This is a genomic window from Flagellimonas sp., assembly GCF_965233845.1.
Classification (GTDB): domain Bacteria; phylum Bacteroidota; class Bacteroidia; order Flavobacteriales; family Flavobacteriaceae; genus Flagellimonas.
In genome coordinates, this window is record NZ_OZ247584.1 from 351,896 (window position 1) to 376,798 (window position 24,903).

Here is a 24,903-nt window from a genome sequence, read left to right on the forward strand (position 1 = left end):
GAGTTAGTTTATGTTAACAAGGGGTTAATCCAATGGTACCAAATCTAGATCAAAATTGTTATCCAGACAATAAAATGGGCAAAAAAATTATGCATGCATAATAAAATGCGGCAAATTTTATGAATTCAAAAAATGGAGCGACTTTTCAAAAAACTGTCTTGGATTTTCGGCATGAAGCCAATGCCCCGCTTTTTCCACAGTTTGTATATCGGCATTGGGAAAATGTCTATGTATGCCTGGAAAGTCATCGGGAAGTATATATTCCGAACGATCACCCCTTAGAAAAAGGGTAGGGCCATCAAAGGTGGCGGTGGAAGATATGTTTTCCCCTATCTCGTCCATTTTATCCTTAAGGATATCCAGATTGAACCGAAGGCCGAGTTGGCCTGCTTCCACCCAGTACAGATTTTTTAGCAAAAATTGACGAATCCCTACTTCGCTCAAGTGCTGCGCCAATGATTCATCCGCTTCTTTACGGGAGCTGATGTGATCAAAGTCCAACTGTACCAAGGCGTTTATTATGGGTTGGTGGTGCGGAGGATAGTATTTGGGGGAAATATCGGCTACCAGCAATTTTTCCACCCGTTGCGGTTGCTCAGTAGCTATTTGCATGGCAGTTTTACCTCCCATGGAGTGACCTATGATGCTGGTTTTCTCAATTTGATGTTGGTCCAAATAGCGAAGAACATCCTGACTCATTACCTCATAATCAAATTTCTCGGAATGAAAGCTTCGGCCATGGTTCCGTTGATCTGCCAAATGCACTTGAAATCCATTTTGGGCATACTGGTTTCCCAATGTTTTCCAATTGTCGGACATCCCCAAAAAGCCATGCAATATGACCAGTGGTTTTCCTTCTCCAATAATTTTTGAATGCAGTATTTCCATTATTTCAACCGGTGTAAATACATGTTGACCACGTTTTCAAGTCCAAGGTAAATAGATTCACAAATTAGTGCATGGCCAATGGACACCTCCAAAAGGTTGGGAATATGTTCCTTGAAAAATTGGATGTTGTCCAAACTTAAATCGTGGCCTGCATTTATTCCCAGCCCCAAGTCGTTGGCAACATGTGCAGCTTTAGCAAATGCAGCTATGCTTTCTTCCTTTTTACCTTGTGAAAAGGTATGCGCAAAACTTTCGGTGTACAATTCTATTCTATCCGTACCAGTTTCCGCAGCACCTTGCACCATCTTGTCATCTGGGTCAACAAAAATGGAGGTGCGGATTCCGTGGTCTTTAAAAGTCTTGATGACATCCACAAGAAAGTCCTTGTGTTTGATGGTTTCCCATCCGGCATTGGAGGTGATGGCATCTTCAGCGTCCGGCACAAGGGTTACCTGGGTTGGCTTTACCTCTAGCACCAAGTCCACAAATTTGGGAATTGGATTTCCTTCAATGTTGAATTCCGTGCTTACCACATCTTTAAGGTCACGTGCGTCTTGATAACGTATATGCCGCTCATCGGGCCTTGGATGAACCGTGATGCCTTGCGCACCAAAAGACTCTATGTCCTTGGCGGATTGGATAAGGTTTGGAACATTGCCGCCTCTTGAATTTCTTAAGGTTGCCAGCTTATTGATATTGACACTGAGTTTTGTCATGAACTTCCTTGGTTTAGAAAGCCAAAAATAAGAATTAGGCACGCCTTTTGCGATTTAAAATTAGTATTTTGCGCCTAATAGAATTGTTATGCAAATCCAAAATAGAATAATAAACTCGGTTCCAGTTTTTGAGGTTTCGGAAACGCTGGCAGATGTGATTCGTTTTTTTGAGGAAACGACCTTTTCGCATGTGGCGGTTTCGGAGAATGGGATTTATATCGGTTCCCTTTCTGAGAACGACCTAGCCTGTTTTGAAGCGGATAAGACCATTGAAGATTTCAGAATAGATTTGGAGTTCTTTTCAGTGACCAAGGAAACCTTGTGGCTGGATGTTCTGGAGATGTTTTCACGAAACCAAGCCAATATTCTTCCCGTTTTGGATGATAATCAAGTAATCATCGGCTATTACGATTTGGAAGATGTGGTAGCGGATTTTATTGACACTCCCTTTTTTAAGGAGCCTGGGGGCATATTGGTAGTGGCTACTGGAATCAAGGATTACTCGTTTAGCGAGATTGCGCAGATCGTGGAAGGTAACAACGCCCGCTTACTTGGTGCTTTTATCACCGACTCCCAGAACGATGTGGTTCAGATTACCCTGAAAATAGGTACCCTAAACCTGAACGAAGTCGCCCAAACCTTTAGGAGGTACAACTACACCATCGTTTTTGGCAATAGTGATGATCAATTTTTGGAGGATTTGAAGCAACGATCCGATTACTTGGAAAAATACCTTAACGTTTAGCATGAAGGTCGCAATTTACGGTCAGACTTTCCAAGAGCAGGACAAGGCTTTTGTTTTGGAGCTGTTGGAGGAACTTCAGGGAATAAAAGCATCCATTTGTATTGAGGAAGATTTTTGCAGAAAGATTGATGGCTGTCTGTCCCAATATCCCCATGGAAAATTTTCACAAGCATCTGGCTTGGATAGTTCCTTTGATATGTTCGTGAGTTTTGGTGGGGATGGAACCATGCTCAGGGCTGTTACCTATATTAAGGATTTGGGGATTCCCATTGTTGGTGTGAATACGGGAAGATTGGGTTTTCTTTCCACCTTTAAAAAAGAAGATGTTAGAAAAGTAGTCACAGAATTTGTGGCCGGACAGTATAGTATTGTTGAGCGAAGCTTGGTTGAAGTGGCCCTGGGCCCGGATTTGGAAGAATTTGGGGATTTGAACTTTGCTTTAAACGAAATCACCGTAAGCAGAAAGGATACCACTTCGATGATTACGGTGGAAACCTATTTGAATGAAGAGTATCTCACCTCGTATTGGGCAGATGGCTTGATTGTGTCTACCCCCACGGGATCTACCGGATATTCCTTGAGTTGTGGTGGGCCGGTAATCGCGCCCTCGGCAAAATCCTTGGTGCTCACGCCCATTGCGCCGCATAACCTTAACGCAAGGCCATTGGTTATTTCGGATGACACCCAAATTAGATTAAAAGTTTCTGGTCGAGAGGAAAACCATTTGGTTTCCCTGGATTCCAGGATCGCGAGCATCGCCAACGGCAAGGAAATCCGAATAAAAAAATCGGATTTCACAGTAAAGATGATAGAATATAAATCGGAAAGCTTCTTGAAGACACTTCGCAACAAATTGCTTTGGGGCCAAGATAAGCGCAATTAACCCGTTCAAAACAATAAAAGAAGCCAAAAACTGTTTAACAAAGGAGAACGTTTATAACCCAGTATTCTATTGACCTTCCTCTACCTCTAATATGTATAATTTTCTGGATAGTATGCGAATAGTTTTGTTTGCTATTTTTTTGGGCGGTATGTTCATGGTCAATGCACAGACCTATGAAATAGGTGTATTTGCAGGCGGAGCCAATGGCATTGGGGATGTGGGGCGCACCAATTACATTTCACCTTCGGGTCCGGCGTTTGGCGGAATCTTTAAATGGAACAAAAGTAAAAGATATGCCTGGCGTGCAAGTGTATTGTACGGATCCATGTCTTTTGACGATTCCAAATCCAGCAAAAGTTCACGGGTACAACGGGGCTATTCCATGGACAATTCGGTATTGGAAGCTTCTGTTGGCTTGGAATTCAACTTTGTTGAGTATAATCTTCACAAGCTTGGTCCGGCCTTCACGCCTTATCTTTACACGGGTTTTACCTATTTTAGGTACGATTTTAATTATTTTGATGCCCTTGTGGTGCAGGATATTAACCAAAAAGAAGGTAGTTTTGCAATTCCAATGACGGTGGGGGCTAAGTATCGCTTAAATCAGTTTTTGATTCTTGGTGCGGAAATTGGGGCCAGATATACCTTTACGGACAATCTGGATGCCAGTAATCCTGCAGGCTCAAATTTTGAACCTTTTAGGTTTGGAAACATTTTAAGCGATGACTGGTATGTCTTTACAGGTTTTACATTGACGTATACCTTTGGACGTAAACCTTGCCAGGATTGTTTTGAATAGAAATGCACACTTTAGAGGACGTAGACAAGCATAAACTTCCCCAACATGTTGCCGTTATAATGGATGGCAATGGCCGCTGGGCCAAACAACGTGGAAAATTAAGGGTTTTTGGACATGAGAATGGCGTGGAAGCTGTAAGAAGAACAGTGGAGAACTGTGCCAAACTGCAGATATCCTATCTAACATTATATGCATTCTCCACCGAAAACTGGAATCGCCCTAAAGTTGAAGTGGAGACCTTGATGAAACTACTGGTAGCTTCACTTCGCAAGGAACTTAAAACCTTGAACAAAAACAACATACGCCTAAATACCATTGGTAATATTGAATCTTTGCCAGCAAAGGCACAAAAAGAGCTTACCGAGGTCATAACCAAAACAGCAAACAACTCTGGAATGACGCTCACTTTAGCTTTGAGTTATGGGTCGCGGGAGGAGTTAAAATCTGCCGTAAAGGACATAGCGTTCAAAGTTAAAAATAATATAATTTCACCCGAAAATATTGACGAAGCCGTTATAAATACACATCTTTACACGCATTTTTTGCCAGATGTGGACTTGCTAATTCGGACAAGTGGCGAACAAAGAATCAGTAATTTTTTACTTTGGCAAATTGCATACGCCGAATTATATTTTATTGACGTATTTTGGCCCGATTTTAGTGAGCATCATTTGGTAGAGGCAATATTAAGTTACCAAAATAGAGAACGACGATTTGGAAAAACTAGCGAACAACTCAATTGAACTAATAAAAAATAGCACCCAAGTATACCTTAAACTACTCCTTCTACTCCTTTTTACCGCCCAGAGCTTTGCACAAGAAACCTCCTTTGAGGATGGGAAGGAATACATTTTAGGTGGGTTGACCGTTACAGGGCTCCAAAGTTATAACGAGCAGACGGTTAAAACATATACTGGACTTCGTGTAGGGCAGCCCATAACCGTTCCTGGGGACCAAATCAGTGCTGTCATTAAAAAGCTCTGGAGTTTGGAGTTGTTTAGTGATGTCAATTTTTATTATACCAAAATTGAGGGCAACCAGATTTTCTTGGAATTGAACATTCTGGAACGTCCAACACTTTCCAATGTAACAGTTTACGGAGTCAAAAAACGTAAGGTAGAGGATATCATCAATGATACAGACCTCAAAAAAGGCAAGAAAATTACGGAGAGCCTTATTGCCAATACCAAAAACTACCTTCAGAACAAATACAAAAAACAAGGATTCCTGAACGCCCAAGTGCATATTGTAACCGCATCGGATACCACAGGGACCAATACGGAAAACATGGTCATCAATGTAAAGAAAGGTGACAAGGTAAAGATCAGGAACATTGTTTTTGAAGGCAATGAAAAGTTGACGAACAAGCGTCTTCGGAAGACTTTGAAGAAGACCAAGAAGAAGAAAATTTACCGTTTCTGGAAAAAATCAAAATATATAGAGGCCGATTACAGGGAAGACCTTTCCAACATGGTAGACGCCTACGCGGAGAGAGGGTATAGGGACGCCCGAATACTTTCCGACACCTTCGTAAAGGTGGATGAAAATAACATCGACTTAAAAATCAAGGTTGAGGAAGGGGACAAGTATTACTTTGGAGACATCAATTTTGTTGGTAACTCAGTGTATACTGATAGACAGTTGAGCCAGGTCTTGGGAATTCGAAAAGGATCCACCTACAACGGAGTGTTGCTCAAAAAACGAGTTGCGGACGATTCAAAACCAGATGGCCAAGATCTTACAAACTTGTACCAAAATAACGGCTACCTTTTTTCCAGCATCAATCCTGTTGAAGTTTCAGCGGTAAATGACACCATCGATTTTGAAATAAGGATTATTGAGGGGAAAGAGACCTTTTTGGATCACGTGACCGTTGTGGGTAACGATAAAACCAATGACCACGTAATCTTTAGGGAATTGCGTACCCGTCCAGGTCAAAAATACAGCAAGGACAATATTGTACGTAGTATTCGGGAATTGGGTCAATTAGGGTTCTTTGATGCAGAACAGATTACTCCGGACATCCAAAACCCTGATCCCAACGCGGGAACTGTGGATATTCAATATAGCTTGGTGGAGTCCGGCTCCAGCCAAATTGAGCTGCAAGGCGGATTTGGTGGTGGAGGTTTCATTGGAACCCTAGGGCTTTCTTTCAGTAACTTCTCTTTAAAGAACATCTTTAATGGCGAGGCCTATAAGCCGGTTCCTATGGGAGATGGGCAGACCTTTGCCTTACGCCTGCAAGCAAGTAGAACTTTTAGGGTGTACAGTCTAAATTTCGCGGAACCTTGGTTAGGTGGTAAAAAACCGGTTCGATTTAACCTATCGCTTTCCAGAACACAGCAATTTGCCACCAGTTTCACCAATAGAGGTAGAATTGATGTGGACAAGGATCGTGGGTTTGCCATTACGGGAATTTCCGCAGGATTGGCAAAGCGGGTACAATGGCCGGACGATTTCTTTACCATTTCCCATTCGGCGAGCTACCAATTGTATGATTTCAACGACTTTAACAACGGGCTTTTCAACTTTGGAAATGGAAGCTCCAATTCCTTGAGTTACACCTTGGGGATTTCAAGGAGCTCGCAAGGTCCAAGTAGAATTTTCCCGCTTACGGGTTCCAATTTTGAGCTTACAGCCAAGTTTACTCCACCATATTCTTTATTTGGAGGCAAGGACTTCAAGCAGATTCGTTCGGATATTGATGACATTACCGCAAGGCTGTTCGAGATTGGTCCCAATCCAGCAAGCGTGGAAGAACAAATCGAATTTGCCGATTTGAGTAATCAGTTGGAACTGTTGGAGGAAGAACGTTTTAAACTATTGGAATTCTACAAGATCAAGTTCAAGGGGGATTGGTACACCAACCTAGTGGATAAATTGGTGCTTAGGACCAATGCCGAGTTTGGATTCTTGGGAAGCTATAACAATGATATTGGAGCCGTACCCTTTGAGCGTTTCTTTGTAGGGGGCGATGGTCTTGGAAACTTTACCTTGGATGGTAGGGACGTAATTCAGTTGAGGGGATATGAGAATAGTTCACTTACGCCATTTAGTACAAATCCAGTGACTGGAAACCAAGAGCGTGATGGCGGAACCATCTACAATAAATTTTCCATGGAATTGCGTTATCCGCTTACCTTGAAACCCTCTGCATCCATTTATGCCCTATCATTTTTGGAAGCAGGTAACGCCTTTAACAATTTTAGTGAGTATAATCCGTTTGAATTAAAAAGATCTGCCGGAGTGGGGCTACGTATTTTTATGCCGGCATTCGGTCTATTGGGTATCGATTTTGGATATGGATTTGACACAGATGCCAATCCATCCTCAAGCGGACCAAGTGGCTGGCAAACGCACTTCATTATCGGGCAGCAGTTTTAACCAAAGAATAATCGGGTCTTAAAACAGATGTAAATAACTCATTTTAAATTAATTAGTTATTTTGGCACGATATTTTCTTTTTAAAAAGCGGAATCAAAAAATGAAGACCAAAGTTCTTTTGACATTAACTGTTGTATTGGTGTCCATTAATGGCTTCTCCCAGCGAGGTGTGCGTATCGGATATGTAGATATGGAATACATCCTGGAAAATGTGGAGGAATACCGGGACGCCACGGAACAATTGGATGCCAAGGCCGTAAAGTGGAAACAGGAGATTGAGCTCAAACAAAGTGTAATTGAGCAGATGAAGAAGGATCTTATGGCAGAAAAAGTTCTGCTAACGGATGAATTGATAGCTGAACGTGAAGAAGAAATCCAGATTTTGGAAACCGAGATGTTGGATTATCAGCAGGATCGGTTTGGACCGCAAGGGGATTTGGTGTTACAAAAAAAGCTGTTGATTCAGCCCATACAGGACCAAGTGTTCAATGAAGTACAAAAAATAGGCGGTAATAAAAGATACGATTTTATTTTTGATAAATCCGCAGATGTTGTAATGTTGTACTCCGAAAAAAGACACGATATCAGTGACTTGGTTTTAAGGGAGATAGGGCGAACCAGAAAGGTGAGCAAATCCAACAAAAAAGCCAAAGAAAAAAATAGGCTGGATCAGTTTAGGGAGGAGCAGGCCGAAGAGGAAAAAGAGATTAGTGAAGCCCTCAAGGACCGCCAGGCCAAGGCAGAGGAAGCACAAGCAGCCAAAGCCAAGGCAGCGGAGGATAGAAGAGCTGAGCAGTTAAGGCTTCGGGAAGAACGCAAGAAGGCTTACGAAGCACGAAGAAAAAAATTATTGGAAGAGCGCGATGCCAAGCGGAAAGCCAAATTGGAGGAACGCAAAAATGCGCAAGAACAACAAAAGGATTCAATACAACAATAATATTGAAACACTAAATAGTAACATTCAAAATAGTATAACTTAGAGAATCATGAGAAATGTAAAGAAGATTGCTGTAGCCCTAGTCTTATTTGTAGCAGCTACGGGTTTTGTAAACGCACAGAGCAAGGTTGCCCACATCAATGTACAGCAATTGCTATCTGATATGCCGGAGATGAAAGCTGCCCAAGCGGAGCTTAAAAAATTGCAGGAAACCTATAGAGCGGATATAGAAAGCTCCATGACAGAATTTAGAAATAAGGCCACCCAATATCAAAATGAATCCAGTGCCAAATCTCGGGAAGAGAATGAAAAAAGAGCATTGGAACTTCAAGGGTACGAAAAAAATATCCAAGCAGCAGAGCAGGCCGCCATTCAGGAAATGCAGAAAAAACAACAAGAATTGTTTGCTCCTATTTCCGATAAAGCCAAAGCAGCCATTGAAAAAGTTGCCGCAGCGGAAGGCTTTGATTACGTAATTGATGCTAGCCCAGGATTGAGCTTGATCGTTGCCAAAGGAAAGGACTTGCTTCCATCTGTAAAACAGGAATTGGGCTTCTAAGTTTTACTTTATGATATTTGAAACCGCTTTTTCTTCTGAAAAGCGGTTTTTTTATGTCCAAACTTAACAATAGTACTTACTTTTAAACATGGTTAAACCCATTGGTATTTTTGATTCCGGTATCGGGGGCACTTCCATTTGGAGAGAGATTGAAAAACTGCTTCCCTATGAGGACACCATATATCTTGCCGATAGTGCAAATGCGCCATACGGGGCTAGACCCAAAGAACAAATCCTTGAACTGAGTATCAAGAATACAGAGCTTTTACTTCAAAAGAACTGTAAACTTATCGTGGTGGCCTGCAACACGGCAACCACCAACGCGATTGATTTTCTTCGCGCCAACTATGACGTTCCCTTTATAGGTATTGAACCGGCAATTAAGCCCGCTGCATTGCACACCAAAACCCAAAAAGTGGGAGTGTTGGCCACTAAGGGCACCTTGTCCAGTGCTTTGTTCCACAGTACTTCCAAAATGTTTGCGCAAGGGATTACCGTATTGGAACAGGAGGGAACTGGATTGGTAGAACTGATAGAGGATGGCAAAACACATTCGGAGGAGACCAGGACGCTCCTAAAAAAGTATCTAGACCCCATGTTGGAGGAGCACATTGACTGTCTTGTGCTTGGTTGTACCCACTATCCGTATTTGATTCCTTTGATCAAGGAATTGGTTCCTCCCGGACTAACCATTATTGATTCGGGAGAGGCTGTTGCAAGACAAACAAAGGCGGTATTGGAGAAGAACAAGCTGGCGGCTCCAACAAAAAATAAGGCCACTCATCGGTTTTACATCAATGCAGATACAAATGCTTTATCTTCTTTGGTGTCTGGTCCAGGTATCTATGTAGAACAGCTGGACTTTTAGCAACTACTTTCTACGGTAAGTCAAGTAGGTAAAACTGTGTTTGTGCTTTTCATCCGCCGGGTGAAAATCTTCATGCACCAATTCCCAAACCTGTTCATCAATTTCGGGAAAAAAGGTGTCGGCTTCCACTTCAGTATGCACCCGGGTCAGTTCAATTTTTGTGGCAAAATCCATCCCCAGTCGGTAGACTTCTCCCCCACCAATAATAAATGCGGTTTCTTCCGAGCCAACAAGATCCAAAGCACTTTCCAAGGAATGTACAATTTGACAGGGAAACTTGGGCTGGTAATTTTTGTCCCTAGTTATGGCAATATGCTCCCTATTAGGCAAGGCCTTGGGGAAGCTTTCCAGGGTTTTTCGACCCATAATTATTTTATGGCCCGAGGTAAGCTGCTTGAATCGTTTAAAGTCATCCGGTAAATGCCAGGGAAGGTCGTTGTTGATACCAAGGGCATTGTTCTCCGCTGCCGCGGCAATCATGATCAATTGCTTCATTGATCTTTTTTTTTATTGATGCTGGACAACGGGAATTCGGTCTCGATCTCCTTCTGAATTTCTGAAATGCGTTGCTTTTGTTGGTTCACTAGCTTTTCACGCTGTTTGCGTTCCCAATCCTGTCCCATGAATTTGTGGGTAACAAAAACATTGAAGGCATGAAAAATGAACAAAAATGCCCATATAAGAATACCCCAAACAAACCAATCGTAAGCTTCTCCGTATTTGAGTATTTTGTTGATCAAGACCAAAAAAATACTTCCAATCAAAAAAATCACAAAGTGGGAAAACAACCTTTTCTTCTGCTTGATCCGCTTTTGGGCATGTTCCAGCAGCTCGTGTTGTTCTATATCCACAGATTTTTCTTGTTTCTTTTTTGAGAACATGGAATGGCTATCTTTAACAACAAATATAACTGAATTACGACCAAAATAACCTTATGCAAAACCTCAGAAAAAAGTTCCCTGTCCTGCAACACTGCATCTATGCCAACACGGCGGCAACTGGCCTGTTGTATGAAGATTTGATGGAATGGCGGCAAGAGCATGATTTGGATTACCTCATTGGAGGTAGCCAAATGAAGCAAAAATGGTATGGTAAAATGAACGAGGTGAGGAGCACAGTGGGCCAATTTTTTGGCTGCAAGGCCTCCAATGTTTCCTTGGTGCCCAATTTCACTTTGGGGCTTAATCTGTTGCTGGAAGGATTACCTACGGACTCTAGGGTGCTTCTTGTCCACAACGATTATCCATCCCTCAATTGGCCTTTCGAAACCAGAAAATTTGAGAAAGATTATGTATCCATCGAGGCAAATTTGGAAGAGCAGATTCATGAGAAACTTAGCGCTGGAAACTTTGATATATTGGCACTTAGTTTGGTACAATGGATCAATGGCATTAAAATCGATTTGGCGTTTCTAAAGAAACTAAAGCAAGAGTTTCCCACACTTTTGATTATCGCGGATGCCACTCAATTTTGTGGCAAGCAAGAGTTCAATTTTGAGGAATCGGGAATTGATGTCTTGGGAGCAAGCGCCTACAAATGGTTGTTGGCCGGTTATGGCAATGGATTCTTTTTGGTGAAGGAGGAAGCCAAGAAAAGGTTCAATTTAAATGCTGTGGGCAATTGGTCTGTGGATAGAATGGGGGACGATTTTCAAAACAGCCCTTTTTGCAAGCGATTGGAGCCCGGACATTTATCATCCATGAGCTTCGGGAGTCTTCAGTTTTCCTTGAACTTCTTGGAAACTGTGGGCGTGGAAAATATTCAAAATCAACTCAAACTATTATCCCAAAAAGCAAAACAGGAATTCACCTCTTTGGGCCTATTGGAGGATAGTGTGGCCAAAAGGGACATCCATAGTACCATTTTTAATATAAAGGGAGATCAGGCCCTCTTTGAAAAACTAAGTCAAGAAGAAGTGGTCTGTGTGCTTCGCGGAAACGGAATTCGCTTAAGTTTTCACTTCTATAATACGGAAAATGAGATTGATGCGATTGTCGATATCTTAAAATCTTAGCCGACGGATATTCTATTTTGTGAAAATTCACACCTTAATTTTGTAAAGGTAATCCTATTGTTAGGAGCATTTTATCAATATGATAAATCGGTTTTAACTTATTGTACGTAAACGGTTTTATCTTTTGTTTTGCGGAGATTTTAATACGAAAATTAAAGTACCATGGCAATAAAGAAACAATACCTGAAAAGCAAGCCAGTATGTAAAGTTACATTTACTGTGCCTGCGGAAGAAGCTAAAAAAGTAGCTGTTGTTGGAGATTTCAACAACTGGAACCCAAAAGAAAGTACTTTGAAAAAGTTGAAAAACGGAACTTTCAAAGGAACCTTCGACCTTCCACAAGAGAACACTTTCGAGTTTAGATATTTAGTGGACGGAACTTACATTAATGATGCAGAGGCTGATCGTTACCAATGGAACGATTACGCTGGGACGGAAAATGCTGTTCTAGAGCTTTAGTCAAAAAAAGAACCAAGAAGCAAGACTTTGTCTTGTTTCTTGGCTCCCCATTCTTATTCGTTTAAGAGTGCTATTCCACCACTGAAACTCCTTTCCAAAAGGCCACTCTTCCTTTAATGGTCTTGGCCAACTCACTCACTTCAGGGTAGTACCAGGCGGCATCCACATTTTCTTTTCCATCCACCTCCACGGTATAGTAGGAGGCAACCCCTTTCCAAGGACAGGTGCTATGCGTTTCACTGGATTTAAAGTATTCTTTCTTAATGCTTTCAGCAGGAAAGTAATGATTGTTCTCAATCACAACGGTATCGTCGCTTTCTGCAATAATGGTATCGTTCCAAATAGCTTTCATGCTCTTATTTTTTAAATACATAGTTTTTGTACTGATTCTGGCTGTCGACAAACTCGGTTACAATTTGTAAGCCGGATTGCTCTGCCAACCATTCCACAGTAGCGTCATCATATTTTTGGGAAATCTCCGTATGAATGGTTTCCCATTTTTTAAGACGTATTTGAAGTTGTAAACTTTCAATATTGATGGTTTGGGCCTCTTTGGATACCAAATAACTCTTCGCCGTTCCCGTCTCTGGGTCATAAACCTCCCAATGCAAGAAATTGTCCAGAACAAAATCTCCGCCCAATTCCCTATTGATTCGGGCCAAAATGTTTTTGTTGAAGGCTTCCGTGATTCCTGTCTTGTCATTGTAGGCATCCAAAATGGTCTGCGGATTCTTTTTTTGGTCAAACCCCATCAAGATCAGATCTCCTTCGTTAACAGAATCCCGTAGGTTTTTTAAAAACTCTATGGCAGGTTCATGGAGCAGATTGCCAATGTTGGATCCCAAAAATAGAATAACCTTTTTGCGGCCATTTACCTTGTCAATATCCCTTAAAGTATCAAAATAGGTGCCTTGAAGCGTATTGATTTCCACTGCTGGGATTTCCTGCTTCAATGCCGTTTCCAATTGGTCAAGGGCATTTTGGCTAATGTCAATGGGCCGGTAATCAAAGGGAACCTTATTGTCTACAAGATATTGCAGCAATATTTTGGTCTTTTTCCCGTCACCCGCACCCAATTCAAAAAGACTAAAGGCTTCCCCATCTTGGGAGAAAAGCGCTGAAATCTCGGCTTTATTGGCTTTTAGAATATCAAACTCACAATTGGTAAGATAATATTCCGGCATAGCCATTATATCCTGAAATAGCTTATCCCCGATCTCATCGTAGAAATATTTGGACGATAAATGTTTGGGAAAACTTGTCAATCCCTCATAGACCTCTTGTTCAAAAGCTGAGGCGAAAGTCCTAGTTTGGTTGTTTTGCATGGGAGCTTTGTCGAAATTATTTGACCAACCTTAATCCAGTAAATTGCCATCGCAATTGCGGATGGAAAAAGTTGCGATACGTATGTCGGGTGTGTTTGGAAGGGGTAGCGACGGAACCACCTCTAAGTACTTTTTGGTTTACCATGAACTTGCCATTGTATTCCCCTAGCGCACCTTTGGCTTTTTGATAATTGGGGTAGGGGAGATAGGCACTTTCTGTCCATTCCCATCGTTTGCCCCAAGGGAAAAATGCCTGGGCCGCCTCCCATTCAAATTCAGTGGGGAGCCGCATCCCTTTCCACTGGGCAAAGGCAAAAGCCTCGAAATATGAAATATGGGTTACAGGCGCATCCTCATTCACTTTTTGGAGCCCCGTGGCCGTATAGTGCCACCATGCACCATCAATTTTATGCCAATACAGGGGAGATTTTGCATCTTGTTGGTTCACCCAGTCCCAGCCTTCGGCATGCCAAAGGTCAAAACGTTGATATGCACCTGCTTCAATAAATGACATGAATTCCCCGTTGGTAACCAGCATGTTGGAAATTTCATAGGGCTGCAGATAAACCTTATGCCTTCCCAACTCATTGTCGTAACAAAAGGCGTTGGAATCATGACCAATTTCGTAAATCCCTTCCTCCATAGAAATCCAATCCTGTTGATGGGTCTCCACGGGATGATCAACAAACTTTTCTGAATACATAGGCAGCAGTGGGTTGTTCCCAAGAATGTATTTAATATCGGTCAGCAATAATTCTTGATGTTGTTTCTCGTGATGGATTCCTATTTCGAGTAGATCGCTCAGTTCTTGGGTTTGGGCATGGCCAAAAAACTCCTTGATTCCTTCGGTCACATAAGCACGGTAGGCATAAACCTTTTTTACGGAAGGACGGGACAAATTACCCCTATCGGAACGCACTACCCGCTTCCCCACGGTTTCGTAATAACTATTGAAAACAAAGGAAAAATCAGGATCAAACTCACGGTAGCCTTTGGCATGGGGTTTTAGGATAAATTCTTCAAAAAACCAGGTAGTATGGCCCAAATGCCATTTAGGGGGACTCACATCCACCACAGGTTGCACCACATAATCCTCAATTTCCAGAGGTTCACAAATGGCTTCGGAAGCTTTTCTGGTCTCCAGGAAGAAATCCAAGAGGGAATCGGTAAGAATCATAAATGATTTTTTCTACTTAAAGATAGGGAATAATGGCTTAGCCAACAGCGTAAACAGGTAGGCTAAAACTAAAGGAAGTCCCCTCGTTGGGTTTGCTGAAGACCTTGATGCTGCTGTCATGGATTTCCATGATCTTCTTTACAATGGCAAGGCCTAGACCTGCACCTTCCTTTTCCTGACCCGCCTTGGTTTGTCTATAGCGTTCAAAAATCAACGCCTGGTTGTCTTTTTTGATTCCAGGGCCGGAATCTTTGATGGTGACCTCCACATGGTCTTCTTCCGATTCCAGTTTTACGGTAACCTCTCCGCCTTCAGGAGTGAATTTCAAGGCATTGTCCATCAAGTTTTGAATGGCACGTTCTACCAGTGAGATATCAGCAAAAACCAGGGGAACATTATCAGCCATGGACAATTTCAAATCGATATTCTTTTGCTGCGCAAGCAAGGAGTAATTTCGGTGGATGTCATTGGCCAGTTCGCTGATCAAGAATGGTTCTTTTTCGGGCTGGATCTGATTGGCCTCCAATTTGGAGTATTCAAAGAGTTGCGAGACCAATTTGGAGAGTCGCTCGCTACTTTTTGAGACCATGCTCAAATATTCGGCCCGTTCTTCAGATGAAAGCTCGGAATCTTTCATGTGAAGTGTCTCAATATAACCTTGTATAATGGAAAGTGGTGTTCTTAGGTCGTGGGAAATGTTTGCGATCAGTTCTTGACGCAGTTGTTCCACGGATTTTATTTTTTCAATATCGGACAGAATGGTATCTGCCATATTGTTGTAAGTGGTAGCTACGTTGGACAAATCGGTTTTTTCGGCGTTTTCAATGCGATATTCCAAATCTCCCTGCTGAAAGCGTTTGGCGGCATAAATGATTTTGCGAAGACTTCGGGTCAGGTACCAAATAGCCAAAATTCCCAAGAGGGTGGCAAAAATGAGGGTAAGTACAGAACCGCCAAGTCCAAGTCGCATAAAGTAGCTGTTGAAAAGATCACTGCGGGTAGCCAAAAAATCCTCTCCTGCCAAAATGATATAGATATACCCTTCGTGCCCATCTTTATTGAATTGGGCCGCCGAAAAAATGGTCTGCTTGGTCAAATCCTTGGGGTCATCACCCAATACATAATTACTTCCACTTTCCGTAATAAATTGTTTTATAGGAGCCAGATTTACCCTTTTCTCTTTGGTTTCCGGTGCATCGTGATCCAATACCACGGAATACTTCACTTGTCCATCCAGGTCCAAAAGATAGACCTCAATGGCCCTATTTACGGCCATCATATCGTGCATAATATCCCCAAACAGGGCTTTGTTCACATTGCCTATGGAATCAAAGGGTTGGGTATCTTTAAATTTTTCCTCAATAAGGTCTTGGGCCAAGTTGGCATGCAACCGTTGGGTAGTTTCGTAGAAGTACTTATTGGAGAGATAAATGGAGGTAATGGTATATCCTATTCCCGCCAAAAGCAAAATTGCTAAAAAGGAGAGGGTCAGTTTTAAAATAAATCGAACGGAAAGTATATTGTTTTTCATGGTCAGTGGTTGGCTTGGGTTTCCAAAAGTTCTTCGTTGAATTTATAGCCCACGCCCCAGGTGGTAAGGATAAACTTAGGATTGCTCATATCCGGTTCAATTTTGGAACGAAGTCTGTTAATATGCGAATTCACCGTGTGCTCGTAGCCTTTAAAATCGTATCCCCATATCATATTAAGAAGCTTACCTCGATCATAGCTTTTCCCTGGATTGGAGGAAAGCAATACCAGAAGCTCAAATTCCTTGGGTGAAAGCTCTACTTTTTTACCATCCAAAAGCACTTTTCGCATATCAATGTCAATGGAAAGCATATCAAATTGCATCAATTTGGGGTTCTTTTCCCCCGCGGTTTCCACTACATCCATTTTTTGCCTTCTGAAAATGGCCTTGACCCTGGCAATAAACTCCCGAACACTAAAAGGTTTGGTGAGGTAATCATCTGCTCCGACTTCCAATCCCAATACCTTATCGATTTCCTCGGAACGTGCAGTGAGCATCATTATAGGTGTGGTGACGTTGTGGGCTCGGATTTTTTGACAGATTTCAACGCCATCCATACCAGGAAGCATCACATCCAAAATAATAAGGTCTGGATTTTCTTTGAGTGCTTTTTGCAATCCAATATCCCCCCGAATGGCGGAAAGCACCTGACAACCTAAATCCTTAAGGTGTATTTCCAACAAACGAACGATTTCGATATCATCCTCTACGATCAACACTTTTTTCATGATATGGCGAATTAAAGGGTAAAGTATCACGGAAAGTTCACCTTTCCATTAAAAATTTGACAGATTACTTTCTAAAAAGTCCTTTTTAAGCCCAATTCTTTACAAAAAATACAATTTTTTCATGTAAGCAGCTCGTAGTCAACGCATAAGCAATTTTGATTTTTATGTGATATTTCTGCAACATCTTCCCCCGTCATTTGTGTTGCAAATAAAAAAACACGTAAAATGAGCAACTTAAAATCTATTTGGACTCTTGTGGCCATCCTGGTTCTAGCCGCAGGATGTAGCAATGATTCCGACGACGAACAACCAATTGCACTGGAAGCGGGAACACTTTCAGGCGGACCTTTTACCATCACCGTTGATGGCACTCCGGATATGATTTCCGGAATTACTTTGGATGATAGCAATGTGGTGGGTAGTAACCGCACCTATGTCATTACGGATGACTCCAGAAATATTTTGGGCCTACCACCTGATTTAACAGCCCTTGGAGGTGTGGATTTCGATGCAGCTGGAGTGGGTATTTGCTTTGTTTACCATTTGGTATATGAAGCTGGACTTACTGGGTTGGAGCCCGGAATGAACTTGGACAACCTATCGGGAGACCATGATCTTTCCAATGCCATTACAGTAAACAGAAATGGGCTTAATGCCGGAACACTTTCAGGAGGACCCTACACCATTTTGGTGGATGGCAACCCGGATATGATTTCAGGGGTTAGCTTAGACAGTTCTGAATTGACCGGAACCAACCAGACCTATGTGATCACCGATGATGAACAAAATATTTTAGGCCTACCGCCTACGATTGAAGCCTTGGAGGGTGTGAATTTTGATGGAGCTGGTGTAGGGGTATGTTTTGTGTACCATTTAACGTATGAAGATGGGCTCACCGGTTTGGAAGCTGGAATGAATCTTGACGATTTTAGCGGGACCTATGCCCTGTCCAATTCCATTACGGTAAACCGCAACGGATTAAATGCTGGTGTTATTGGGGGTGGACCCTATACCATTACCGTGGATGGCAATCCGGACATGGTCAGTGGAATTACCTTGGATGACTCCGAATTGACAGGTTCCATGCAGGGTTGGGTAATTACCGATGATGCCAACAACATTTTGGGCTTGCCACCTACAATTGAGGCTGTTGAAGGAGTGGATTTTGATGGTGCAGGCGTTGGAACTTGTTTCATCTGGCACATTACCTATGAAGAAGGCCTTACTGGATTGGAAGCCGGAATGAACGTTGCTGACTTGGAAGGCTTCTACGCACTGTCCAACTCTATCACCGTAAATAGAAATGGACTGAATGCCGGTTCCATTGCTGGCGGTCCTTTTACCATTTTGGTGGATGGAACTCCCGATATGGTCAGCGGAATTACTTTGGATGATTCGGAACTGACGGGCTCCAAACAAGGATGGGTTATCACGGATGATGCCAACAACATTTTAGGTCTGCCGCCTACCTTGGAGGCTGTTGAAGGAGTGGATTTTGACGGTGCCGGTGTGGGAACTTGCTTGATCTGGCATATTACCTATGAAGAAGGCCTTACCGGATTGGAAGCTGGAATGAACGTTGCTGACTTGGAAGGTTTCTACGCCCTGTCCAATTCCATTACCGTGAACAGAAATGGACTTAATGCAGGAACTTTGGCAGGCGGTCCCTTTACTTTTGATGTGGATGGTACTCCGGACATGGTGAGTGGAATTACCTTGGATGACTCCGAACTCACAGGAACAAATCAAACCTATGTGATCACGGATGATGCAAACAACATTTTGGGACTTCCCCCAACCTTGGAGGCTGTTGAAGGTGTTGACTTTGATGCCGCAGGAACTGGAGTTTGCTATATCTGGCATATTACCTATGAAGATGGACTTGTAGGGTTGGAAGCAGGAATGAACGTTGCTGACCTGGACGGGTTTTACGCTCTATCCAACGGTATTTCGGTGACAAGAAACTGATTTTTGAAAAAGAAAATTATTTGCTTTACTTGTTTCCAAGAAGGCGCCCGGACGAAAGTTCGGGCGTTTTTGCTTTTAGGCTCTTGTGTATAGCACAGGATTGAGCGGAGTGTCAATTGCATGTCCGATCTGCGCTCCCGGGCACCAAGTTTCCCAATCATTGACCTGCCCATCGTTTTCGGGTTTTTTAAGGAGCATGTCCTTGTCCATATAAATAGAGGTCATCACTTTTCTTGTTTGATTGGTGGTGTTGGGTCCGGCCCTGTGGAAAATCCATCCAGAATGAAAACTGACCTCCCCAACATCAAAGGGTTCGGAGATTTTGGGACAATCCGATACACGGAGCTTTTCTCCGATCAGGGTTTCGCTTTCATCACTTATGGACAGATCACGTCCCGTTAAGATATTTTGACTACCCGCTGCAAATTCCAAAGGCCCCATTTCTGAAGGAACCGCCTGCAAGGGAATCCAAACGGTGATGACCTTGTCCGTGGACAAAGGCCAGTAGTATTGATCTGCATGCCAAGGGGTGATGCCACCGCCCCCTTCCTTAAACAAGGCCTGATCATGGTACATGCGCACCCCATCTACTTCCATTAGGTCTGCGGCCAATTGTGCCAATCGTTTGCTAAACATCAATTCTTTGATTTGCGCATCCTGAGTCCACAAATTAAAAATCTGCAAAAAGGCCTTGCCATAGGTGTCCCGGTCTTTGAGTTCTTTGGTTTGGGTGTTGAGCTCGTCCACTTTAGCAGATATTACCTTATTGAAATGGGAGACCACCTCCGGAGATAACACTTTCTTGATTTTGATAAAGGCGTTGTGCTTGTAAAAATCGAGTTGATCTTGGTTAAGGGTGTACGGTTGACTTAGAATATTGAGATTCATTTGGCTATTGGTAAAAGGTAGAAGTCAAGGGACTTTACCATTGTAAGTTAACCAAAAGTCCTAAGAAATTTAATACTAAACCTCAATCAGTGATTGCGCTTCCTTTCCAATGGATTTTAAGGTCTTGGTATTTTTCTTCAGCAGTTGCCCCGCGGCTTTATTGATTTTCTTAACGCTTATCTTTTCCCACTTTTCGCGGGATGTCTCAAAATCGGATTCAAACAGTTTTTGGGACAAGTCCCGAATAACACAATAATTGGCCACCTGACGCCCATTTTCACTTTCCTTGTTCGCATTTTTGGCAAAAAAGGCAATCAATTCGAAGAGGGTGTCTTGGGCCAAATTTAATTCGGTAAGTTTTGCCCTGTATTCCAAATCAGCAGATTTTAAATCGGGCCATCTTTTCTTGTCTGCAAAATGCCTTGCCTCATGCGTCAAGTAGCTGATTTTGAAATTTTCGCTGCTTACGTCGTAGGCTTTTTTTACACAGTAAATACCTTCATCTTCTGTCCAGCCTCCTGGATGATGGGCTCCCAAGGTGGCGTATTCCATCCAACCCAAGGTGGCAAAGTCCTCCAAAAAAAATACGGTTACTTCTTGCATTTCTCCTTTACCTAAGTCCACTTCGTAGACTTTTGGGGTTTGTTTTTTCCAGATTACCAAATCTATAAGCCGGCCATGGTAGGTGACTTCATCCGTAGTGTATAGCCCTTTCGAGCGGATATAATCCCTTAGAAAGTAGCCCAAACTGTCCCGGGTCACTTTTTTGCCCCGAACTGGCGGATAGTTTTGCATTAGGAAAGGCACAACACTTCCTCCTAATTCCCGCTCAAAGTTCCCACTTGTATTAAGAAGGGATTTTCGCCAATAGTTTTTGAAGTGGGAAATCAAGGTTTCTATTTCCGACTCAGGGCTTGATGCTCCCAAATCGGATTCCCCTTTGAACCGGGCTTCAAAATCGGTTTTAAATTTTTGGTCTTTGGCATTCAATCCGTCTACTTCCAACAAAGGGAAAATAGGGGTAACGTCAGTATCCATGCCATAGGCATAGATTTCATTATAAGGAAGGGTGTTCTTTTTCTGTTGCGCCATGGCTCCGGTAAAAAGGAGCGTCAGAAGGGCACAAAGGGTTCTATTTCTTTTAGACATGTTTCGAGATTTGATTGATAACACAAAAATCAATCTCAATCAGAACAAGAAATTGTACCAGATTAACTATTTATGTGCGTAAGTCACTTCGAGCGCAGTCGAGAAGTCATTTAAACTGGGTTCTTTGATTAGGTCTCGACTGCGCTCGACCTGACATCATATATTGGTTGTCAAGACTTTCCGGAAGCGATTGGGTGAAATCCCATAAGCCATTTTAAACGACCGGATAAAATGCGCATCGTCAAAAAAACCATTAGCGAAAGAAACATCCGAGATGGATTGTTGGGTGGTAGATAACAAATACACCGCATTGTGCAACTTTGATTTCAATTGGAACTCCCCTATGGTCATGCCTTTTTCCGCTTTAAATGCGCGGGCCATATATACGGGATGCACATGAATACGTTCCGACAGCGAAGCCAAGGAATGAAATTGGGTCAGCTCGTGTTTCAGAATGCGCTCTACTTTTTGAACCCAAGATTTGGAATGAACTCTAACTTGATTCGGACTGATAGTACACAACCAGTCCAAGATCAATTCAGTGCTGGGGTCGGCATTGTGATCAATTTTAAAGTTTAATAGTAGCTTGTACAAAGAGGGAAAGGCCGTTTTGTTGAAATGGATATGGGTATTCGGTAGTTCCACATCCCAGTCCAACCGTTCTTGCCAACCTTTTTTGAATTCGATATTGAAACAGGTGGCAGAATCCTCCAAAAAAGTGTTTTGATGGCACCAAGATGTAGGCCGAAACAGGACATCCGAAGCTTTCACCAATTGGGTTGAGCCGTTGATGCGCTCCAAATAACTGCCTGAAGTGAGTACACTGATATAGCTGTTGTCGTGATAATGGTCCTCCAAGACACTATCTGGGGAATAAGCCGTTAAACTCAACTTAAAGAGCTCGTTTTCCCGTGTATCCAGATATTCTCCAAAATAATTGCCTTCTTTAAGGATGAGCATTTTTTGCCACTTTTTTGTTGCTTATAGGTATGAAAGTTTAACCATCCGTTACAGCAATCATCTTTTTAAGCATGGAAATTTGCCCCAGGTGGTAATAGCTGTGTTCAATGATTCCTTCAATGTTTCGGAGGTAGGTTCCATATTTTTCCTCCACAAAAGGTTGATCCAAAATGCCGTCCGATAGCTTGGCCACTTCTTGGACAAAGGTCTCGGAATTTTCCAGAAATTCCTTCACCAACTTTTCCCAGTCCGCCTGGGAAGTGATGGGCGGTAGGTCAAAACTGTATTTATCCCGGATTTCTAGTGTCCCGCCTTGGAACACTACGATCAGTCCCGCCAAATAATAATTGATATGAAAGGTGAGCGCCGCTATGGTGTTGAGGTTTCCCACCTTTTGCGTAGCTTGTTCCCAGTTGAGATTTTCCAGTTGTGCTTTGCAATTGGTGTTGGTTACCCAACGTCCGTCCAACAGTACTTCTCGGGCCCTATTGGAGAGCGCTTTGGTTCTTTCCATTATTGATCAATTTTTTCATTTGGTTTCTGCCTACCAAAGTACATTTTTAGAAATCAAAAAGCTGTTTAAGTTCAAGTTCTGTGTGAATAAGGCAAAGTCATAATTTGTTATGACCCTTAAAATCAGTAAGCTAAATATATTTGGGTTCAAATAACTAAGACGATGAAGCTTTCCGATAAAATAAACGTAACCGAAGAATTAACCGAACTGATTGAAGATGGCTATGGCGGCCCTGCTGAATTTGCCAAAGTCCTAGATCTCGGGATTGAAATGCTGTTTTATGTGGAACAAGAAGCCTTTGCCCAACGGGAAGTTCAACAAGTGGTGTCTGCCCTAAGAGGGATTATTGGGGTGTTGAGGGGGTGAGATGTCGACAGCCGTTATTTTGCAAATTCAGCAATGCTATGATCATTGATTTCATTTCGAACAAACACTTGTCCCGTTAAGGTGTCTATTTCAATCACGTGCCACCAGTCGCCAGCATTACCAGTAGCATTTTCAATACGATAGATTTCGTTTCCCATCCTTAGTTGGACTTCGGATTCCTTTAGGCTCGAATCCTTGGAATAATTGTGGACAGATACATAGTACTTTCCTGTTAGCCACTTGTTTATTGTTATGGTTTCAGTCCCATTTCCGTCTAGAATGTCCTTGTTCAATAAAAGAAAGGGGTGCTTGTTGAAAGTTCCTTTGTTGTTATAGTTGATCTCAAAAGTAGCTTGTTTGTCTTTAAACAATAAATGAAGATCAAGGTCCCTGGCTCCTTTTTCCCAGATCATTTCAATAGACTTATTCTCTTGATCAAACGGTGAGGATTTTGGCTGCGCGGAAATATTGCTCTGGTTTCCTAGGTAATTCTTATTGATGGAATCCAGGATGATACTTTTGAACAAATTGATTTGCTTTTGAAATTTCGGATTTAAGTTTCCGATCATAAGTGCACGATCAAATATTTCATTGGGAATGGAGTTTTGAATGCTATCTGAAATTGCCCCATAGTTGACAAGGACAATCTGAGCATATGGTCTTCCTTTGGCGTAATCTATTAGGGCCGAAATGAAATTGTTCTTAGAGGCCTTTTTGTACTGTTTGCATTCTATTTCCAAGATTGATGATTTTGGACTGCTTACCGGGTCTTTCAGTAAGGAATAATCCGGTTGGATCGCTTTTTTACGGTATTTGCCCACAGGATTGGACAGTGGTGAACGCAGTTCGGACCAGAAATGCAGGTTGGGTAAAAGTTGGTCAACTGTGGCTACATGTGTTCCCGAAAATGAAAACACCAACTTTTGGTCCACAGAATGGACCCTAATCGGGTATTTCTCCTTGATAACATTTAATGTTTTGATCCCAACCCATACGGAATACAATTCATGTCTTTGTTTCCAAATGGGCAGGTCCAAAAATTCAAGGATGTCCTCAACTTGTTCATGTATGGTCTTTATGGTTTGGTTTGTGTTGTTGAAAACCCGGTCAAGGTCTTTTTTAAGTGATTGTGCAAATGCATCTCTCCGGTTTGGCTCAATCTGGTAGTACTCCTTTGCCTTACTGTACAGTCCATTGATAAAGGATGAGGCCCATCGATCATGATCAATGCCGGCCAGGATATTTAAACTGCCGTTGTCCTCAGTTAAGTTCTCTGATTGATTCTGGGTGCTGCTCCAGCGCATTTTCCAGAATTGCTGCCGATCTGTATGAAACGCTTTGGATTCATCCTGAACCAGCTTAAAAATTTTGAAAGCTCTTTTAAACGCGGGTTCCAACTCTTCAGGAACAGATATGGGAAAGGGTGGATAGAAATCTGGCCATATAAGATCATCTTCATACATGCGTTCCCATTCACTTAGTTCAGGATGTTTGTCTTTTATGGAATTAGAGCGTAACACCCCGTTAAGGTTCCATAGGTTTTCAGAATCCCATTCAACAGTTACAATTGTGGATTCAATATTTCTCCATTGGGTGACCCAATTTTTAAATGCATTAATATCAAACTGTAACTGGGAAAAGTCCTTGCCAAAATCCAGTTCTATGTCCAAATTGTCGTTGGTTGATTTAATGGCGAATTCTTCGAAAAAGGAGAGGATTTCGGACATCATCATGGAAAAAGGTTGGACTACAACGAAAAAAGCTGTGATTAAATCTTCTACGGATATAGCTTCATTTTTCAAAGCTGAGTTCAACGAGGAGGCCTTTACGTTTAGTTCATTCAGGATATTGGATTCAATTTCAGTGTCGTAATGCTTAAGGTCAATTTTTCCAATAGTGACCATTTCATTCCAAAGACTGAGAGCATCTTTAATCCTGTTTTTTTGTTTCATCTTGGTGGTGCATTTAATTGAAATCCAATGGTTTCAGAGCCTACTAAAAGTAAATAAAAACAATGGTTTTTGTAGCTGTTCTGCTACGGATTT

26 protein-coding genes are annotated in these 24,903 nt (G+C 42.2%); 12 read left to right on the forward strand and 14 right to left on the reverse strand.

Annotation, left to right across the window (positions count from 1 at the left end; all coding sequences use genetic code 11):
- Positions 1-117: 117 nt before the first annotated feature.
- Positions 118-888 carry an alpha/beta fold hydrolase gene (locus tag ACO6S0_RS01510; RefSeq protein ID WP_422350283.1) on the reverse strand — a complete coding sequence of 257 codons (771 nt, stop codon included), beginning with the start codon at positions 886-888 and terminating at the stop codon, positions 118-120.
- Positions 888-1,604: a pyridoxine 5'-phosphate synthase gene (locus ACO6S0_RS01515; RefSeq protein WP_422350284.1), complete on the reverse strand. Its 717-nt coding sequence runs from the start codon at positions 1,602-1,604 to the stop codon at positions 888-890. Before ACO6S0_RS01515 ends, ACO6S0_RS01510 begins: the two co-directional genes overlap by 1 nt.
- 88 nt (positions 1,605-1,692) lie before the next feature.
- Between ACO6S0_RS01515 and ACO6S0_RS01520 the strand changes: the two genes are divergently transcribed.
- From ACO6S0_RS01520 to murI, 8 genes are all read left to right on the forward strand, one after another.
- A complete protein-coding gene (locus ACO6S0_RS01520; RefSeq protein WP_422350285.1) occupies positions 1,693-2,349 on the forward strand; it encodes a CBS domain-containing protein in 657 nt (218 codons plus the stop codon).
- Between the two features lies 1 nt (position 2,350).
- The gene (locus tag ACO6S0_RS01525) at positions 2,351-3,232 is read left to right on the forward strand and encodes an NAD kinase (RefSeq protein WP_422350286.1); all 882 of its coding nucleotides are present in this window, start codon (positions 2,351-2,353) and stop codon (positions 3,230-3,232) included.
- Between the two features lie 112 nt (positions 3,233-3,344).
- Positions 3,345-4,031 carry a DUF6089 family protein gene (locus ACO6S0_RS01530; protein ID WP_422350287.1) on the forward strand — a complete coding sequence of 229 codons (687 nt, stop codon included), beginning with the start codon at positions 3,345-3,347 and terminating at the stop codon, positions 4,029-4,031.
- A 2-nt stretch (positions 4,032-4,033) separates the two neighbouring features.
- Entirely contained in the window at positions 4,034-4,774 is a 741-nt protein-coding gene (locus ACO6S0_RS01535; protein ID WP_422350288.1) for an isoprenyl transferase, read from the forward strand.
- Entirely contained in the window at positions 4,746-7,415 is a 2,670-nt protein-coding gene (locus ACO6S0_RS01540; protein ID WP_422350289.1) for a BamA/OMP85 family outer membrane protein, read from the forward strand. Before ACO6S0_RS01535 ends, ACO6S0_RS01540 begins: the two co-directional genes overlap by 29 nt.
- Positions 7,416-7,515: 100 nt before the next feature.
- Positions 7,516-8,352, forward strand: a complete 837-nt coding sequence (locus ACO6S0_RS01545) for an OmpH family outer membrane protein (protein WP_422350290.1) — start codon at positions 7,516-7,518, stop codon at positions 8,350-8,352.
- 49 nt (positions 8,353-8,401) lie between these two features.
- Positions 8,402-8,911: an OmpH family outer membrane protein gene (locus ACO6S0_RS01550; protein WP_420398708.1), complete on the forward strand. Its 510-nt coding sequence runs from the start codon at positions 8,402-8,404 to the stop codon at positions 8,909-8,911.
- An 88-nt stretch (positions 8,912-8,999) separates the two neighbouring features.
- The gene (gene murI / locus ACO6S0_RS01555) at positions 9,000-9,779 is read left to right on the forward strand and encodes a glutamate racemase (protein WP_422350291.1); all 780 of its coding nucleotides are present in this window, start codon (positions 9,000-9,002) and stop codon (positions 9,777-9,779) included.
- Between the two features lie 3 nt (positions 9,780-9,782).
- On the opposite strand, the gene ACO6S0_RS01560 is transcribed toward murI, so the two are convergent.
- Positions 9,783-10,274 (reverse strand): dihydrofolate reductase, encoded by a 492-nt coding sequence (locus tag ACO6S0_RS01560; protein ID WP_422350292.1) that lies wholly within the window; start codon positions 10,272-10,274, stop codon positions 9,783-9,785.
- Entirely contained in the window at positions 10,271-10,660 is a 390-nt protein-coding gene (locus ACO6S0_RS01565) for a 2TM domain-containing protein (RefSeq protein WP_422350293.1), read from the reverse strand. Before ACO6S0_RS01565 ends, ACO6S0_RS01560 begins: the two co-directional genes overlap by 4 nt.
- A gap of 53 nt (positions 10,661-10,713) precedes the next feature.
- Here ACO6S0_RS01565 and ACO6S0_RS01570 point away from each other — a divergent pair, with 53 nt between their 5' ends.
- Both ACO6S0_RS01570 and ACO6S0_RS01575 read left to right on the forward strand, forming a co-directional pair.
- Positions 10,714-11,793: an aminotransferase class V-fold PLP-dependent enzyme gene (locus ACO6S0_RS01570; RefSeq protein WP_422350294.1), complete on the forward strand. Its 1,080-nt coding sequence runs from the start codon at positions 10,714-10,716 to the stop codon at positions 11,791-11,793.
- 162 nt (positions 11,794-11,955) lie between these two features.
- The gene (locus ACO6S0_RS01575) at positions 11,956-12,252 is read left to right on the forward strand and encodes an isoamylase early set domain-containing protein (RefSeq protein ID WP_420398713.1); all 297 of its coding nucleotides are present in this window, start codon (positions 11,956-11,958) and stop codon (positions 12,250-12,252) included.
- Between the two features lie 70 nt (positions 12,253-12,322).
- On the opposite strand, the gene ACO6S0_RS01580 is transcribed toward ACO6S0_RS01575, so the two are convergent.
- From ACO6S0_RS01580 to ACO6S0_RS01600, 5 genes are read right to left on the reverse strand one after another with little or no spacing between them, the layout of a single operon-like run.
- Complete coding sequence (locus tag ACO6S0_RS01580) at positions 12,323-12,604, reverse strand: DUF427 domain-containing protein (protein ID WP_422350295.1); 282 nt, start codon at positions 12,602-12,604, stop codon at positions 12,323-12,325.
- A 4-nt stretch (positions 12,605-12,608) separates the two neighbouring features.
- A complete protein-coding gene (locus ACO6S0_RS01585) occupies positions 12,609-13,577 on the reverse strand; it encodes an L-histidine N(alpha)-methyltransferase (protein WP_422350296.1) in 969 nt (322 codons plus the stop codon).
- A 16-nt stretch (positions 13,578-13,593) separates the two neighbouring features.
- Complete coding sequence (egtB, locus tag ACO6S0_RS01590) at positions 13,594-14,754, reverse strand: ergothioneine biosynthesis protein EgtB (RefSeq protein WP_422350297.1); 1,161 nt, start codon at positions 14,752-14,754, stop codon at positions 13,594-13,596.
- A gap of 37 nt (positions 14,755-14,791) precedes the next feature.
- Complete coding sequence (locus ACO6S0_RS01595; RefSeq protein WP_422350298.1) at positions 14,792-16,285, reverse strand: sensor histidine kinase; 1,494 nt, start codon at positions 16,283-16,285, stop codon at positions 14,792-14,794.
- Between the two features lie 2 nt (positions 16,286-16,287).
- Positions 16,288-17,013, reverse strand: a complete 726-nt coding sequence (locus ACO6S0_RS01600) for a response regulator transcription factor (protein ID WP_422350299.1) — start codon at positions 17,011-17,013, stop codon at positions 16,288-16,290.
- Positions 17,014-17,238: 225 nt separating this feature from the next.
- On the opposite strand from ACO6S0_RS01600, the gene ACO6S0_RS01605 reads away from it, so the two are divergent.
- Positions 17,239-18,981, forward strand: coding sequence for a hypothetical protein (locus ACO6S0_RS01605; protein WP_422350300.1), 1,743 nt, complete (start codon positions 17,239-17,241; stop codon positions 18,979-18,981).
- A 75-nt stretch (positions 18,982-19,056) separates the two neighbouring features.
- Here the strand turns inward: ACO6S0_RS01605 and ACO6S0_RS01610 are convergent, their stop codons facing one another.
- From ACO6S0_RS01610 to ACO6S0_RS01625, 4 genes are all read right to left on the reverse strand, one after another.
- Positions 19,057-19,869 (reverse strand): phytanoyl-CoA dioxygenase family protein, encoded by an 813-nt coding sequence (locus ACO6S0_RS01610; protein ID WP_422350301.1) that lies wholly within the window; start codon positions 19,867-19,869, stop codon positions 19,057-19,059.
- A 75-nt stretch (positions 19,870-19,944) separates the two neighbouring features.
- The gene (locus ACO6S0_RS01615; protein ID WP_422350302.1) at positions 19,945-21,018 is read right to left on the reverse strand and encodes a hypothetical protein; all 1,074 of its coding nucleotides are present in this window, start codon (positions 21,016-21,018) and stop codon (positions 19,945-19,947) included.
- Between the two features lie 156 nt (positions 21,019-21,174).
- Positions 21,175-21,978, reverse strand: a complete 804-nt coding sequence (locus ACO6S0_RS01620) for a helix-turn-helix domain-containing protein (protein WP_422350303.1) — start codon at positions 21,976-21,978, stop codon at positions 21,175-21,177.
- Positions 21,979-22,015: 37 nt separating this feature from the next.
- Positions 22,016-22,492: a DinB family protein gene (locus ACO6S0_RS01625; RefSeq protein WP_422350304.1), complete on the reverse strand. Its 477-nt coding sequence runs from the start codon at positions 22,490-22,492 to the stop codon at positions 22,016-22,018.
- Between the two features lie 162 nt (positions 22,493-22,654).
- Here ACO6S0_RS01625 and ACO6S0_RS01630 point away from each other — a divergent pair, with 162 nt between their 5' ends.
- On the forward strand, positions 22,655-22,858 hold the full coding sequence (locus ACO6S0_RS01630) for a hypothetical protein (RefSeq protein WP_422350305.1): 204 nt from the start codon (positions 22,655-22,657) through the stop codon (positions 22,856-22,858).
- 14 nt (positions 22,859-22,872) lie between these two features.
- Here ACO6S0_RS01630 and ACO6S0_RS01635 read toward each other — a convergent pair whose 3' ends face one another.
- The gene (locus tag ACO6S0_RS01635; protein WP_422350306.1) at positions 22,873-24,810 is read right to left on the reverse strand and encodes a hypothetical protein; all 1,938 of its coding nucleotides are present in this window, start codon (positions 24,808-24,810) and stop codon (positions 22,873-22,875) included.
- Between the last annotated feature and the right edge of the window lie 93 nt (positions 24,811-24,903).

What these genes read in the sequence shown, in the direction of transcription:
- ACO6S0_RS01595 (WP_422350298.1), bottom strand. Translation starts at nt 16,285, where the DNA reads ATGAAAAACAATATACTTTCCGTTCGATTTATTTTAAAACTGACCCTC.
- ACO6S0_RS01535 (WP_422350288.1), top strand. Translation starts at nt 4,034, where the DNA reads ATGCACACTTTAGAGGACGTAGACAAGCATAAACTTCCCCAACATGTT.
- ACO6S0_RS01570 (WP_422350294.1), top strand. Translation starts at nt 10,714, where the DNA reads ATGCAAAACCTCAGAAAAAAGTTCCCTGTCCTGCAACACTGCATCTAT.
- ACO6S0_RS01585 (WP_422350296.1), bottom strand. Translation starts at nt 13,577, where the DNA reads ATGCAAAACAACCAAACTAGGACTTTCGCCTCAGCTTTTGAACAAGAG.
- ACO6S0_RS01580 (WP_422350295.1), bottom strand. Translation starts at nt 12,604, where the DNA reads ATGAAAGCTATTTGGAACGATACCATTATTGCAGAAAGCGACGATACC.
- ACO6S0_RS01545 (WP_422350290.1), top strand. Translation starts at nt 7,516, where the DNA reads ATGAAGACCAAAGTTCTTTTGACATTAACTGTTGTATTGGTGTCCATT.
- ACO6S0_RS01620 (WP_422350303.1), bottom strand. Translation starts at nt 21,978, where the DNA reads ATGCTCATCCTTAAAGAAGGCAATTATTTTGGAGAATATCTGGATACA.
- ACO6S0_RS01575 (WP_420398713.1), top strand. Translation starts at nt 11,956, where the DNA reads ATGGCAATAAAGAAACAATACCTGAAAAGCAAGCCAGTATGTAAAGTT.
- egtB (WP_422350297.1), bottom strand. Translation starts at nt 14,754, where the DNA reads ATGATTCTTACCGATTCCCTCTTGGATTTCTTCCTGGAGACCAGAAAA.
- ACO6S0_RS01530 (WP_422350287.1), top strand. Translation starts at nt 3,345, where the DNA reads ATGCGAATAGTTTTGTTTGCTATTTTTTTGGGCGGTATGTTCATGGTC.
- ACO6S0_RS01630 (WP_422350305.1), top strand. Translation starts at nt 22,655, where the DNA reads ATGAAGCTTTCCGATAAAATAAACGTAACCGAAGAATTAACCGAACTG.
- ACO6S0_RS01615 (WP_422350302.1), bottom strand. Translation starts at nt 21,018, where the DNA reads ATGTCTAAAAGAAATAGAACCCTTTGTGCCCTTCTGACGCTCCTTTTT.
- ACO6S0_RS01560 (WP_422350292.1), bottom strand. Translation starts at nt 10,274, where the DNA reads ATGAAGCAATTGATCATGATTGCCGCGGCAGCGGAGAACAATGCCCTT.
- ACO6S0_RS01515 (WP_422350284.1), bottom strand. Translation starts at nt 1,604, where the DNA reads ATGACAAAACTCAGTGTCAATATCAATAAGCTGGCAACCTTAAGAAAT.
- ACO6S0_RS01565 (WP_422350293.1), bottom strand. Translation starts at nt 10,660, where the DNA reads ATGTTCTCAAAAAAGAAACAAGAAAAATCTGTGGATATAGAACAACAC.
- ACO6S0_RS01605 (WP_422350300.1), top strand. Translation starts at nt 17,239, where the DNA reads ATGAGCAACTTAAAATCTATTTGGACTCTTGTGGCCATCCTGGTTCTA.
- ACO6S0_RS01600 (WP_422350299.1), bottom strand. Translation starts at nt 17,013, where the DNA reads ATGAAAAAAGTGTTGATCGTAGAGGATGATATCGAAATCGTTCGTTTG.
- murI (WP_422350291.1), top strand. Translation starts at nt 9,000, where the DNA reads ATGGTTAAACCCATTGGTATTTTTGATTCCGGTATCGGGGGCACTTCC.
- ACO6S0_RS01550 (WP_420398708.1), top strand. Translation starts at nt 8,402, where the DNA reads ATGAGAAATGTAAAGAAGATTGCTGTAGCCCTAGTCTTATTTGTAGCA.
- ACO6S0_RS01510 (WP_422350283.1), bottom strand. Translation starts at nt 888, where the DNA reads ATGGAAATACTGCATTCAAAAATTATTGGAGAAGGAAAACCACTGGTC.
- ACO6S0_RS01635 (WP_422350306.1), bottom strand. Translation starts at nt 24,810, where the DNA reads ATGAAACAAAAAAACAGGATTAAAGATGCTCTCAGTCTTTGGAATGAA.
- ACO6S0_RS01625 (WP_422350304.1), bottom strand. Translation starts at nt 22,492, where the DNA reads ATGGAAAGAACCAAAGCGCTCTCCAATAGGGCCCGAGAAGTACTGTTG.
- ACO6S0_RS01520 (WP_422350285.1), top strand. Translation starts at nt 1,693, where the DNA reads ATGCAAATCCAAAATAGAATAATAAACTCGGTTCCAGTTTTTGAGGTT.
- ACO6S0_RS01525 (WP_422350286.1), top strand. Translation starts at nt 2,351, where the DNA reads ATGAAGGTCGCAATTTACGGTCAGACTTTCCAAGAGCAGGACAAGGCT.
- ACO6S0_RS01610 (WP_422350301.1), bottom strand. Translation starts at nt 19,869, where the DNA reads ATGAATCTCAATATTCTAAGTCAACCGTACACCCTTAACCAAGATCAA.